Source organism: Priestia sp. USM5 (assembly GCF_058323215.1).
In genome coordinates this window covers 1,942,380-1,955,754 of the sequence record NZ_JBSGKN010000001.1, presented here as the reverse complement: position 1 = coordinate 1,955,754, position 13,375 = coordinate 1,942,380, and the positions used below count along the sequence as shown (strand labels likewise).

Sequence of the window (13,375 nt, the reverse complement as noted above, 5' to 3'; positions counted from 1 at the left end):
AATATAAACTATTAAAAACCTATATAATTTATTAGCATTTCTCTAGATACTTGGATGGTAAAATTCCCTACACACAACTTAAGAGTTGGAATCTAAAGTAAGCTCATACAATTTCATTCTATTAATTTAGTTTTATTCTTTTCCAATCCCTTAAAAAGATGAATGCAACGTTTTGGATAGTATCAATCATTGAAGTTACTCTATCAATTTCTTCGACATTAACAATTGCTAAACCGTGTGCAATGTCCTTTCTAGTTTCATAATTATAATCTATCCAACTTTTATTACCTTGAATGTAAACCGGCCACTCCGTATACTCACCCCAAATCTCTTTGAAACACTCCCACATTTGACTTTTACTCCCTTTTGTTGAAGCTTCATTTTTCGGATGATACTTTGAAGAAATAAGTTCTATCGTATTATAAAAAGCCAAGAATTTGTCGAAAGGATCTTCTGTATATAAACCTTTTCTATACCAACTGTATGCTTTCAAAAAAACTGGCTCATTTGTTGATAGGGTCCGAGATTCTTTAAAAGCCCACTTTAGCTCTTCTTCTGTTACAATTCTTTTAATATGCCTTTCTCTTGCCGTTCTTGTTATTGACTTTCCATCAAAGCTTAAAAATATAGGCAAGCCTTCACCAATCGCTATTATTAAACAATCTAACATTTGTCCTACAAATACTAATGCAGCATTATTAGCAAGTTTACTTGTAGGTGCATTGGCTGTTATATTTATTATTAAACCTTCATTAAAATTTCGTATTCTTATATCGCTGAAAAAAGGATCCATTTTTTGTATACCTTTTTGTGTTTGGAATTGAATATTATTTTTAACTTTGAGTGATCCGTAAACAAACAACTCAACTTCCCAAATTGCCATAAATACAACCACCTTGCTATAATCTAGAATTTCTAAAAGAAAAAAAACAAAATTATAGTTATGTAATGATCCTACGAATCAATATCTACAAATACTATGAAGAATTTAATATTGGTTATATCCTAAATATTTCTTCAATTTCCCCCATTAATTAAATTAATTTTATTTCTGCGTCAGATGCTTTTTATATTCAATATAATACTTCAATGTTCGTTCATATTCGTTAGCTTTATTTGCATATGTTAAGTTAATTTTCTCTATTATTTTGTCATTTAACCTACTTTCTCCATTGTAAATCTTTTTCTTAATCATATTAGTAAGCCGACTATTGTACTGGCCGGCAGAATTATCTTTTATTTCTCTAACATTTTGAATTATTAAATGTCTATTTTTTAGAAATTCAATAAAATCCATTATGCTCCCCCTAATTATAAGCTTTATATGAAAGTTACATCTTATAATTGAAACATCCCTTAATTTAGGACAATGATCCTTAAGGTGCATCTTATTTAAGGATATATTTTCCTTTATATTTATTATAAACTAGCAGTAAAAGAAATGGGATGAAAAATTGTTAGCTGAAATTTATAATAAAATTTCCCAAACTAGCAGCAACTTATCAGATTCCCTTGAATATAAACTTACAGGCAACTTCTTTGTCACCATTCCATATTATTCTCTCTTTCCACTTTGCCACTCCTATTTTTCTCAAAGAAAAGCTCTCTACATGTACTGTAAAGAGCCTTTAGCTTCTTATGTTTAAATTTTAATTAACATTTAAGGATACAGTCGAGCCAATAAGGTCTATTAATATAGCTTTCCCTCATGCTTTTTATCCTCACACACTTTATACATCATCCTATATTCTGTCTTACAACACAAAAAAACTAAAAGGACAAGTCTTTTAGATTAAGAAATATGATAAAAAATGCTAATAAATAAGAGCGGATAACATTTACTTCTTAAAAATTTTAATTATATAAATTTCCAGGGTAAACATTCTTAACAATATCTATCTAAAAAGACCATTGGCTAAGGCTTAGCCAATGGTCTTTTTGTTAAGCTCTTTATTTTATCTATTATTTAAGTATTGTATTATTCTAAATCAATATAATACTTATCATCTTCCATGATTTTTTCAAAAAATTCTTCTAAGGAATCTGCGATTTTTATATCATCATAATAAATAGCATTATTTTGTTCTTCACTTATTTCTATTAGTAGCAACGCACTTTCATTAGCTTCAAAAAATATTAATTTATCCTCCTCCAGATCTTCGTAAACTTCTATATCAGGATAAAATTCAAAATCATTAACTTTTAATCTAGCATCTCTAATAGAGAAAGGCCCCATAATACGATTGATATTATATTCCGATCTTTGAAGGAAGCCATAACCAACCTCTAAAAGAAACTTCTTTAATTCAAAAGGGAACTTTAATCCTAATGTTCCTTCTACCTCTTCAATATCATTTTTACTTACAGGATAAAATTGATTATCATTTTGATTCCTAACAAAATCGTATCTCATAATTTAATTATCTCCTTTAAATAATTCATTAGCCGGTGATCCCGTACCATGAATACCAGACTGATGTTCATTTGGAAATTTTGCAGGGTGTATATTCCACCATTCATGTTCTCCACGAAAGCTATTTTCAATTATATGATGTGCATCATATTTATCGCCTTTTCTTCTAGCTGGTTCACCTGTATTTTCTGAAATAATATCTTCACTGTAAGTGGGCCATTTTTGCCCCGTTTTTATCTCCCATTCCTCAATAAGTTTATCTTTAATTTTATTAAAGGCCCGTCGATGCTTCCGCGTTTCTATAGGAGAAAGTTTTTGATATTCCTTATTTCTTAACGCCTCTTTAAGCTTCTCTATTTGATTTTTTGACAGTTTTCTCGATGTTCTCATTTCAACATCTTTAATATATTTCTTTATTAAGTCAGAATTAATTTTGACTCCAGTACCGCTATATCTGTTAGCATTATTTTCTACTACCGAAATCGAATGTGTTGTTTTATCAATTTTTAAATCTTCTTTTAAAGGTTCAAGCTGGCTATTTTCCATCTTACTAACATGGGTTGGATCCTTCTTCTTTATAAACCTTCCCCTAGCATCACGCCAACGTTTTCCGTCAAAGTAGTCTTTCCCCATAAAATGCATTGTATCTTTAGCCGTACTCTTCAACACATCCCGTACAGTTTGCTGCGCAAAGTCTACACTCACACCCACTGGTGCTTCCTGCGGTAAAAACCTCGGTACTTTCGCATCTAATACCGCATCATACATCTTTTTGGCTTTATCAATACCAGCTGCTGGCATTTTTCGCATCGCCTGCTGAATGTCTTTTCCATATTGGGTCACTTTACTTGTACGAACTACGTTGCGCATATCATTGAACTTTTTCGTGACTGCCTGTGCACCTTTTTCGACAAGCTGAGTGGATGCTTTTGAAGCAAGTAAACCGCCTGCCGCAATCCCAAAGGATTGAAACAAACTAGCCTGCTGCTCTTCTTTAGTAAGCTTATTTCCTAGTAAGTCCTTCCCCATTGTATACTCATACATGCCATTTGTTAAGACAAGTCCATACAATCCTTTTTCTGTTTGTTCAAGCACTTTAAACGCTTTAGGTGTTTGGTAAAGAGCCATTGCATGATGCGCAGCACTCATGCCTTTTGCCGTTTTGTAGACAACGCTTCCGCCTTTTACCGCTCGTCCTGCCCAGCCTACGAACGGGATGAACCCAGCTGCTGCCATTGCTCCAGCCGTGACTCGCTGGGTAGCAGACAGTTTCTTATGCGTAACCGGATCGAATCCTTCTGCGGCTCGTTTAAAATCATAGTATCCAGTAAGTTCTCCTGCAATATCCAGGCCTTTTTCATACCACGGCTTATTGGCTTGGATTTGTCTTTGTCTCTCAGCTTCAATGGCTGCTTTTCTTTCTTTAATTTCTTGTTTTTGTTCAGCTTTTCTTTCTACATAACCTGAAGCGACTTTATCAATTTGCTGCTGTATTTTGTATACTTCGCTATTTTTGTAAGCTTTGGCATCAAAAGTGAGCTGATAAACGCTGCCACCTTGAGAAGATAGCTGTTCCAAACCATTTACGCTAAATTGAACGGATTCATAAAAAGAATTTAACATGTCATATTCACTTGAAAGTTGATTATCTAGTTCTTCTACTGCGGTAATAGTTTCTGTTCTTTTTTTCTCAGCAGCGCTTAACTCATCTTCAAAGGGCTCTGTGGAAAATGGTGTAATATGTATAATATCTTCAATACTACTTAAAATCGCTTCAAGTTCAGTGTGCTGCTGTTCGACCATTTGCTTAGAGCGATCATTAGCAACAGCCAGCTCTTGCTCTAAAAACGATACGTCTACAACCGTATCACCTTTTAATTTAGCTTGTTCTGCATAATCTGCAATACTATTAAAATAGGATTGATGTGAAGATACAAGGCTTCTCCAATGCTTGACCATATCTACTTGTGATGTATAAAAGCCTTTTATGCTGTCGGCACCTTTCCCTTGAAATTCATGATCCAGTGTAGCCACGGCATGAAGGGCTTTTTTTAATGCATCTAGCTGTTCATCAAATGCTTTGTACGCCTGCACCCTGTCTTTTGCATAAGCTAAAAGCGTACTGGCTTCATATACTTTTCCCATTACATACCCTCTTTTATTTTATGATTAATATATCTTTGGTTTGAGTTTTTCCTCTATTATCCATTATAAAACTGCTAATACACTATCTAAATAGGATAATAATCCCTTTTACAAGCTAGTTGATTCATTAAAAAGGATATAAATTCAAAATAAAAGGGAATAGTCATAGGCACAAATATTTATTTCTAGTTTATATCACGTATAAAAACACTATGCTTCATGATCAGACTACATTATTCCTAATTGCTTTCTTGTAATTCCACCTAAGTGGAAAGGTAACTTACGGCACACTATCACATCTCAAAGTCCTATCATTCTACAAAAGAAAAGCTACATTCACCCAAAAAATGTTGGTTACACTCTGGTCATATTTTGGTCATACACTATAGAAAATCAAGGGAAACTATAGTTCATTTAAATTTTTAAAACCCCCTTGAATCCCTGATATAGAGGTATTTCTGAACATAGTAGAAAACTACAGGAAATTTCATTTTCCACGCTGGCAGCGTAGAGGTCATCCTACGCTCAAGCAATTCAACCAAACCTCTTCTCTCTCCCAACCACAACAACCGCTAGCTCCAAAGGAACTAGCGGTTATTCATAACCTCTCAGAAACCGTTCACTCTTCCACCGACTTCTGCTCATCTGTTAATGTATCAATTTTAGTAATTTGAAGTTTGTCTTTACCAGCAGTTTTCACATGGTAAATTCGTTCTTTTTTGAACTGCGTGCTCGCGTCATATGAATCAGTGAACGTGTACACTTCGTTTGTATAAATGCTGTAGGTTCCGTCATCATGTGACTCTGTTTTTGTCACTAAAAATTGATCGTTAGCAAACGATACGTTTTTGCCGGCGAGTGATGTGATGTAGCTTTTCAGCTGTTTATACACTGGCTGATTCGAGTCGATATAGGGTGCCATCCCACTAAAGTCTCCACTGTTTAAACTTGAAAAGTAAGCAGCTTTATAGGAGATAAAAAAGTTTTCAAGATCCGTTTTGCTTACAGAATCTGGTTTGACCTCTTCATTTTTTAACGGCTTCGTGCTGGGCGTTTCTTTTATATCTGAGCTTGTTTCTGCCGTTTGATTGTCATAATTCATATATACAATCGTCATTAATAAGACAAGGACGATAGCGGATCCTATTAAAATAGGAAAAGTGCGCCGTGATGCTTGCTGCTTTTTGAGCACGGGAAAGTCTGCGTAGGCTGGCAGCGTAACAGGTTCTATATCTACCTTTAACCGAGCTAATGGCTTTGGTATTTCCATGCTTTTTACACTCTCAAGCGGCTGAAGTGCTAAAAATTCTTCATATGTAACCATAAATTCATTTACTGCTATTCCTTTATACATATCGTAAATTCGATTCCACAGTTCTCGACACCGAGTATCCTTTATATCTTCACTCAGTTCGTTAAAAAATGGTCGTGATTTTTTAATAAAAGCCGCTAACCACGTTTGATGAACGTCGACTTTGTGGACTGCATGTAGGTCGTTAAGTGATCTCTTTAACTTGGCGTGTTCATTTGCATCGTTTTGGCTAATGACTTCCATACTGCGTTGCGTTTCTCCCAGCACAGTAGAAAGACTCTTACTCATTTTTTCTTGTAGCGCATCAAACTGACTGCGAACATCAGGCCAGTGAAGTTCGAGTAATTGTTTTTGTGCAGTCGTGGCTTTTCGAATGCTTTCATTTAGCTTATGCTGCTTTGTGCGAAAGGCGGTCGCTTTTGGTTTGGTCACTAATTTGGTTTTGCTTAGCTGATGCCATTCTTGCTTTAAGCTCTTGTCTTCTTCGAGTACTGTGGCTATCGCTTGTTTTACATGTTCATGCTTTTTTTGAAAGTCAACGAACGCGGGCAAATAAGCATTCCAGCTTTCCTTGATTTCTTTTAGCAATGACGTGTTAGCATGTCTTTCTGTTAGTTGAAAAAAGTCGTTTCTAAACGCTACCATATCCGCTTCAGAAAAAAGTTCTTTTCCGAAAAACTCTGTCACATTCCTATGTATGTTTGTTAACTGTTCAATCTGTCTCATATTGCTTTGACGCTTTTTTATGTACTCCGGATAGTCGCTCGAAAGAAACGTCACCATTGTATATTCACTGTTGTTCATGTTGTACTCTGTCCGTTCTTTTTCTAGTTCGTCATACACTTTCTGCAGATGACGTTCTACTATAGAGAGAAATTTTTCTTTATCCATACCGTCTACTTCTTCTTTTAGCATGTTTAAAGATTCCGTTTCTTCAATAAGAAATGTTTTTTCTTTATATAGCTGTATCCACCTTTCTAGTAAATGTGCTGCTGATTCATTCCAGTGGCTTGTATTCATCGTTTGCTTCACCTGTTGTTTTTATTTTTATCCTTTCTTAACTATACAGGAATTGAACAGAAATTCTATTACAGTTTTATTACTCTTGAAAAATCAGGTTTAAGCTTTCTATAGCCGCTTCTAACGTTTGTTTATCTCCTTGATCGTAGCTGTGTGCCACAAGCACTACGGTTGTAAATACGGCTTTCCATTTTGCCAGTCTGTGCGTTTCCTCGTCTACTTTTCCGTATTCTTTAAAAAAACGCGCTCTTCCTTTAGAAGGCAAAAAGCTATAGGCAATCGCTAGGTCGACTGCTGGGTGACCTATATGAACATCTCCCCAGTCAATGATGCCCGAAACCATATTGGTTTGATCAACAATCATGTTTTTAATATGAAGATCTCCGTGAACTAGTACATGTTTTTCTTGATACTTAATTTCTTGTATGTCATTTACATAGTCTTCAAGAATCTCTTGTTTTGAATAAAGATTACGCTCCTTCATTTGCTTGATATACTTCTCTAGCGCAGGCTTTCGCTTCATCATATCAAGCCGATTTAGCTCATCAGACGGCACGCCGAGCTCTTGCGCTTTTAAATGAGGATAGTGATGTAGCGTACGAAGAAACCTTGCTAGTACAGAAGCAGATTGTATGCGCTCTTCTTCTGTTAATCTTGCAGGTGGAGTTCCTTGAACGTAGTGATAGCCCGTAAACGGCCAAGGATAGCCTGCATTCGGCTTACCGAAAAAAATGGGCTCTGCAATGGATAGCGGCAGCTGAGAAGCAAGGCTTGGTAAAAGCTGATTTTCTGTTTTTAATAGTCCTACTGCGAGTTCTCTTCTTGGAAACCTGAAAACAAAGCGGTCGTTTACTTGATAAACCGTATTGTCAAAGCCGTAGCCAAGCAGCGAAATTACAGCGGGCGCAAGTTCTGGAAACTGCGTCTCGATTAGCGTTTTGGCAAGCGGTGCTGATACGATTTGTTCTGCATCCCATGCATTTGGCACTGTGATCACCTTTCTTTAACGTTTAGTTTGTATGTAAAGTATACTACAAAAGTGAAAAAACCTCTGACTCGTTGTCAAAGGTTTTTTCACTATACGTATTAGACATTCACCGAGTTAAAAAACTGCGGTAAATGAGATTTATGCGCGTCTAACATTTCGTCCAGGAGCTGCTTGGCAATAGTATCAGACGGGACTAACGGATTGATTGTCATTGCAACAAGCGCGGTATTGTAATCTCCCGTAACCGCTGCTTCGGCTGCAACGCGTTCAAAAGATTTGATTTGCTGAACAAGTCCTCGAACAGCTACAGGTAAATCACCAACTACAATTGGCTTTGGCCCTTCTTTTGTAATCACGCAGCTCACTTCAACAGCAGAATCATTTGGAATGCTGGCAATTGCCCCATTGTTAATGGTATTTACAGGCTGAATATCGCCTTTATCATTATAGATAGATGAAATTAAGCTGCAGGCTGCATCGCTGTAGTACGCGCCTCCTCGCTTTTGAAGCTGAGGCGGTTTAATTGCAAGATTAGGATCTTTATAGAGCTCAAATAAGTCTTTTTCTAACGCGCGCACTACTTCAGCTCGTGTGCCTTCGAGCTCAGCTGCATTTTGTTCTTCTTGCAGCATTTCGTTTGTTTTATAATAATAGCGGTGATAGCCACATGGAATAACTCCTAGGCCTTTAATAAAGTCAGGATCCCATGAAACTCCTTTGATATTTCGCATAGACATCGCATTCGTCGGGTCTGCCATAGCGTCAATCACTTGATCTTTTACGCTCACTCCGTCTAAAAAGACATCTAATCCAAAGACCATATGATTTAATCCGGCAAAGCTAACTTGTACCCGGCTTTCGTCTACTTCTAGCGCTTTAGCAATCCCTATACGAATACCGATTGGCACGTTGCATAAGCCCACTACTTTTTTATGATTGCTATAGCGTAAAATGGCTTCTGTCACCATACCAGCTGGATTCGTAAAGTTTACAAGCCACGCATTTGGACATAGTTCTTCTATATCTTTCACAATACTTAAAATCACAGGAATTGTGCGCAGCCCTTTAAATAAGCCGCCCGGTCCATTTGTTTCTTGCCCAATCACGCCGTATTTTAACGGAATTCGTTCATCTTTCATTCTGGCGTCTAACAATCCTACACGAAATTGTGTAGTGACAAAGTCGGCATCTTTTAACGCTTTTCTTCGATCCAAGGTAAGATGAATATCAATTGGGACTCCTGCTTTTTCGACCATTCGTTTTGCCAGGTTTCCAACAATCTCTAGCTTTTCTTTTCCTTCTTCTACATCTACTAGCCAAAGCTCTCGTACAGGCAGCTCGTCATAGCGCTTAATAAATCCTTCGACAAGCTCCGGCGTGTAGCTTGAACCTCCGCCAATGGTTACAATTTTAATTCCTTTTGTCATTTGAATCCCTCCGCTATAATGAATGATTTAAAAAATACGTTATACAATACTTTGCTGTTCTTCTTTTACCGGTGAACGATCACGATCTATAGAAGCTCCGATTTCTTCTATAAGCTTTTGTTTGTCCCACATTTTAAAGAATGGAAAATAGACACCAAACGATACCACCATTAGCACAAGCTGCAGAACAGCCCCTGATATGCTTCCTGTAATTAAGTAGCCGCTAATCACCGGCGGCATTGTAAACGGCGTGACAATTCCTATTGGCTTTGCAACGAGGCCGATATCCATCGATACATACGTAATAATGACCGATAGAAGTGGTGCTAAAATAAACGGAATAATCATAATCGGATTTAATACGATAGGCATTCCAAAAATAACAGGTTCGTTAATATTAAAGAAGCCTGGTCCGATGCTTAATCTTCCTAGCTGCTTCATTTGCTGGCTTTTTGCAAACAGCACCATCGCCAGCACAAGAGAAAGCGTAGTGCCGGACCCTCCCACAAACACAATATCGTTAAATTCATTCGTTACAATATGCTTTACTGGCTCACCAGAAGCAAGAGCGGTTGCGTTTTCCGTTGTTAGCGTAAGCCATACAGGCGTCATGACAGAACCAACAATCGTAGCACCGTGTAGCCCTGTACTCCACATAAGAGTAATTAAGATAAAAATCAGAATCGTACCGACTAAGCTTGTACCAATATGAGTTAAAGGCTGCTGCAGTAAAACCGTCACGACATTATGTAAATTCCCGAAGTCTCCGACGTTTTCTACAAGCAAACGCAGCCCCCATATAACCATTACAGCGCCAAATCCCGGTATTAAAGCTGAAAATGAACGAGCGACAGCTGGCGGAACGGTTTCTGGAAGCTTAATCACAATATTTTTTTGAATAATCTTCCGGTAAACTTCTGTTGCAATAATAGCTATAACCATCCCCACAAAAAGACCTTTACTTGTAAACATAGCCGTTTGGTAAGCTGTTTCGACCATAGCCGTTCCATCTGCGTTTTCTCCAATCGTATACGAAACAAAAGGTGTACCGACAAAGAAAGCAGCTAAAGACACTGCACCTGAAGCAAGTGCATCCACTTTATACGATTCTGCTAAGCGATAGGCAATCCCGAACGTAGCTACTAAAGCCATAATTTCAAACGTTCCTCTGTACGGATATAAAATGCTTGCTTTTAGCTTAGGATGTTCTGTTAAAAAATCTGTGTAGGCTTGAAAAGGTAAATTGGCTAAAATTAAGAAAAGTGAACCGATAATAATAAGCGGCATCGTCAGGACCATACCGTCTCTTAATGCTTGAAGATGACGCTGCTGAGCAGCTTTGCCAGCAAGCGGCATAATATATGTTTCAAGTACACGATTCATTTTGCTCAATTGATTCCCTCCTATTTCGAAACTAACTGCTCAGCAGATTTTAGCACTTCTTCTCCGTTACACATTCCGTAATGAACCGGATTAATAACCTCTACTGGAATTCCTTTTTCCTCTCCTAACTTTTTCATTTGAGGAAGCAAGTAGCGCACTTGTGGACCTAAAAGTAAAATATCTGCATTATCGATATGATTTCTAACCGCGTCTCCTGGCACTGCCCAGATTTTGCACGTCGTCTCTTTTTCTTTTGCGCTTTTTTCCATTTTAGTCACTAACAAACTTGTAGACATCCCTGCTGCGCAGCATAGTAAAATATTCATTTCCAATTCCCCCTTGATCAGTGATTGATTAACATCCATAAGTGAGATAAGTATCTTGCTAAGATGTTTTCTTGTTACCTTCACTATATATTGAAAACGCTTTCAATTAAACGCAATATTTTTCCGTTACCAAAGGAAAAATATTGTTTGAATATTCTTTAAATTAAGAGAGAAAGGGATTGTAAATCAAATTGAATTGTGGTAGATTCTTAAAAAAGATAAGCAGCTCACCCATCTAGGTAAGCTGCTTATCGACCCTTATTATAACCCAGTAGAAATTGTCTCCTGATGTGAGATTCCTAAGATGGTTACTTCTTGTATACTTATATTATCTGCAAGAGAAAGCGCATATATCTGATCACTTTCTTTTCCTTTGTACGATCTTTCTAGCTGTTCGTCAGGGCCTGTATGCGGCTGTAGCTTCACACTTTGCAAGCTCTTAAACGTATAGCCTTTTGTTTCTTCGCTAGTAAAGTCTCCAAGAAGGAACCCTTTTTTATCATTGCTTACTTGTATTTTTGCATATTCGGGCGTTTTGTTTCCGTTGATAAGGATTTGTTCTATTTCGTGAAATACAGCTTCTTTTCATTGTCTTTTTCATACACACGCATCTGCAAATTTCTTACAAGATCCTATCAACTCTTCTTTTTTAGCAAGCTGACAAATCCACTCTTCAGGAAGGCCATCCAGCTGATAATATGCTCCTGCCATAGTACCGGTAATAAAGCCTATTGTGTCTGTGTCTTCTCCTAAATTCACAGCGGTAAGTACAGCTTCTTTGTAGTCATCACTTTGCAGAAAAGACCAAAGAGATGCTTCTAGCGAGCTGACAATGTATCCAGTTGACCCGATTTCATTTCTCGCTGCGTGCGGCAAGCTTAGGTTTAACACTCGTTCATACGCAGTGAATTCTGCTTCATACTCCGTACCTGTTAAATGCTTTTCACAGATATTCACAGCTTTTTCATATGCTTCAAAAGGCTCGTTGCCGTCAAGAAGACAAATAAGCAGCTCCACGTATATAATGCAGCCAAGCGTAGAGCGCAAGTGGCGGTGCGTGACGTGAGCAATTCTTTCTATTTCTTCTTTTCTTTTTGTAAAGCTAGGTTCATCACATAGTGTAAACGCAAGCGGGGCAATACGCATAAGCGCTCCGTTTCCGTTGTCGTATTCAGCGCTTCCTCCCCACTCTTCTTTAGGAAGCCCGCTTTTATAGCGGCGAATCGCTTCGCTTGTTGCGATGCCAATATCAAACATTTCTCCGTACGGCGTCCAGTAGCCATCCGACCAATAGTTCGCAAACTTTTGCATCAAATCATATTCATCTTGTTTTTCTAGTAGATTATCAATCAAGCACATCGTCAGAGATGTATCATCTGACCACGTTCCTTCAGGCTGGTTATACGTACCGTAGCCGGTCATAGTTGTGATCCGAAATGAATCGCGTTTTTTAAACTCAACTGGAACGCCTAAAGCGTCTCCGACAGCTCCTCCTAGAATTATAGAAAGGACTTTTTTATGTAGCGTCATGCAATCAACTCCTTTCTATTATTGTAATTGTTTGATTTTGGAATTTGCAAGAGATCTCTTGCCTAGATGCTTTTTCTTCTTTATAAAATAGGAAGAAATATAAAGACATTCCTTCGTACTTCTCTAAAAACAATTGACCAACAAGAACAAACGTTCTATAGTAAATATATGGAGGTGAAAACGATGCGACCTGAACTTACAAAAGATTTACTTATCAAAGACTTTACCGATTTTTACTGGCTCAAAACCGAGCTGCAGCAATTTTGCCGAGAAAACAACATGAGCCCGTCTGGATCTAAAATGGAACTTTCAAAAAGAATTGAAGTGTTATTAACGACCGGTGACACTCAACAAATAACAACGCGACCTAAAAGACGCTCGTCCTCTAAAACACAAGCGCCGCTAACATTAGATACCTTCATTGGGGAAAATCACCGCTGCAGTCAAAAAGTACGGACTTTTTTTAAAGACGCCATTCATCCTACGTTTCATTTTTCCACATATATTCAAAACTACTTTAAAGAAAATGTAGGGAAAACCTATCGAGATGTGGTAAAAGCGTGGCATGAAGAAGAAAAACGAAAAAAGCAGCCTTCTTATCAAAAAGAAATTGCGCCTGAGTTTGAATACAACCGCTTTATTCGCGATTTTTTTAAGGATCCGAAAAACAATGGAAAAAGCCGCGATGATGCAATTGCGGCGTGGAAGCATTTAAAAGTTCAGCCTGGAAGCAATCAATACCGCTCTTAAATCAAACTCTACATATAAAGACCATTAAAACACCACCTCAAGAAAAGGTGGTGTTTGTGCACGCCTGTAGATTTCTTCACA

General features: G+C 37.6%; 12 protein-coding genes. 1 reads left to right on the top strand and 11 read right to left on the bottom strand.

Translation table 11 applies throughout. The features are described from left to right. Positions 1-121: 121 nt before the first annotated feature. From mauJ to ACWATA_RS10630, 11 genes are all read right to left on the bottom strand, one after another. The gene (gene mauJ / locus ACWATA_RS10680) at positions 122-883 is read right to left on the bottom strand and encodes a methylamine utilization protein MauJ (RefSeq protein WP_025751587.1); all 762 of its coding nucleotides are present in this window, start codon (positions 881-883) and stop codon (positions 122-124) included. Between the two features lie 162 nt (positions 884-1,045). Further along, a complete protein-coding gene (locus tag ACWATA_RS10675) occupies positions 1,046-1,297 on the bottom strand; it encodes a hypothetical protein (protein ID WP_025751586.1) in 252 nt (83 codons plus the stop codon). 681 nt (positions 1,298-1,978) lie between these two features. After that, entirely contained in the window at positions 1,979-2,413 is a 435-nt protein-coding gene (locus tag ACWATA_RS10670; protein ID WP_098331823.1) for an SMI1/KNR4 family protein, read from the bottom strand. A 3-nt stretch (positions 2,414-2,416) separates the two neighbouring features. Further along, on the bottom strand, positions 2,417-4,558 hold the full coding sequence (locus ACWATA_RS10665; RefSeq protein WP_473049823.1) for a T7SS effector LXG polymorphic toxin: 2,142 nt from the start codon (positions 4,556-4,558) through the stop codon (positions 2,417-2,419). Between the two features lie 619 nt (positions 4,559-5,177). Further along, positions 5,178-6,890, bottom strand: coding sequence for a TcaA NTF2-like domain-containing protein (locus ACWATA_RS10660; RefSeq protein WP_473049822.1), 1,713 nt, complete (start codon positions 6,888-6,890; stop codon positions 5,178-5,180). Between the two features lie 79 nt (positions 6,891-6,969). Continuing rightward, entirely contained in the window at positions 6,970-7,878 is a 909-nt protein-coding gene (locus tag ACWATA_RS10655; RefSeq protein ID WP_182421817.1) for a phosphotransferase, read from the bottom strand. A gap of 98 nt (positions 7,879-7,976) precedes the next feature. After that, positions 7,977-9,305, bottom strand: a complete 1,329-nt coding sequence (locus ACWATA_RS10650) for a 6-phospho-beta-glucosidase (protein ID WP_325077929.1) — start codon at positions 9,303-9,305, stop codon at positions 7,977-7,979. A 39-nt stretch (positions 9,306-9,344) separates the two neighbouring features. Then, positions 9,345-10,697, bottom strand: coding sequence for a PTS cellobiose transporter subunit IIC (celB, locus tag ACWATA_RS10645; protein WP_325077930.1), 1,353 nt, complete (start codon positions 10,695-10,697; stop codon positions 9,345-9,347). An 11-nt stretch (positions 10,698-10,708) separates the two neighbouring features. Next, positions 10,709-11,014: a PTS sugar transporter subunit IIB gene (locus ACWATA_RS10640; protein WP_028413003.1), complete on the bottom strand. Its 306-nt coding sequence runs from the start codon at positions 11,012-11,014 to the stop codon at positions 10,709-10,711. Positions 11,015-11,275: 261 nt separating this feature from the next. Next, positions 11,276-11,440 (bottom strand): hypothetical protein, encoded by a 165-nt coding sequence (locus tag ACWATA_RS10635; protein WP_155726331.1) that lies wholly within the window; start codon positions 11,438-11,440, stop codon positions 11,276-11,278. A 171-nt stretch (positions 11,441-11,611) separates the two neighbouring features. Beyond that, positions 11,612-12,544: an ADP-ribosylglycohydrolase family protein gene (locus ACWATA_RS10630; protein ID WP_473049821.1), complete on the bottom strand. Its 933-nt coding sequence runs from the start codon at positions 12,542-12,544 to the stop codon at positions 11,612-11,614. Between the two features lie 183 nt (positions 12,545-12,727). On the opposite strand from ACWATA_RS10630, the gene ACWATA_RS10625 reads away from it, so the two are divergent. Continuing rightward, positions 12,728-13,294 (top strand): DUF6434 domain-containing protein, encoded by a 567-nt coding sequence (locus ACWATA_RS10625; RefSeq protein ID WP_473049820.1) that lies wholly within the window; start codon positions 12,728-12,730, stop codon positions 13,292-13,294. The last annotated feature ends 81 nt before the right edge of the window (positions 13,295-13,375 follow it).

What these genes read in the sequence shown, in the direction of transcription:
- mauJ (WP_025751587.1), bottom strand. Translation starts at nt 883, where the DNA reads ATGGCAATTTGGGAAGTTGAGTTGTTTGTTTACGGATCACTCAAAGTT.
- ACWATA_RS10675 (WP_025751586.1), bottom strand. Translation starts at nt 1,297, where the DNA reads ATGGATTTTATTGAATTTCTAAAAAATAGACATTTAATAATTCAAAAT.
- ACWATA_RS10670 (WP_098331823.1), bottom strand. Translation starts at nt 2,413, where the DNA reads ATGAGATACGATTTTGTTAGGAATCAAAATGATAATCAATTTTATCCT.
- ACWATA_RS10665 (WP_473049823.1), bottom strand. Translation starts at nt 4,558, where the DNA reads ATGGGAAAAGTATATGAAGCCAGTACGCTTTTAGCTTATGCAAAAGAC.
- ACWATA_RS10660 (WP_473049822.1), bottom strand. Translation starts at nt 6,890, where the DNA reads ATGAATACAAGCCACTGGAATGAATCAGCAGCACATTTACTAGAAAGG.
- ACWATA_RS10650 (WP_325077929.1), bottom strand. Translation starts at nt 9,305, where the DNA reads ATGACAAAAGGAATTAAAATTGTAACCATTGGCGGAGGTTCAAGCTAC.
- ACWATA_RS10640 (WP_028413003.1), bottom strand. Translation starts at nt 11,014, where the DNA reads ATGAATATTTTACTATGCTGCGCAGCAGGGATGTCTACAAGTTTGTTA.
- ACWATA_RS10630 (WP_473049821.1), bottom strand. Translation starts at nt 12,544, where the DNA reads ATGACGCTACATAAAAAAGTCCTTTCTATAATTCTAGGAGGAGCTGTC.
- ACWATA_RS10625 (WP_473049820.1), top strand. Translation starts at nt 12,728, where the DNA reads ATGCGACCTGAACTTACAAAAGATTTACTTATCAAAGACTTTACCGAT.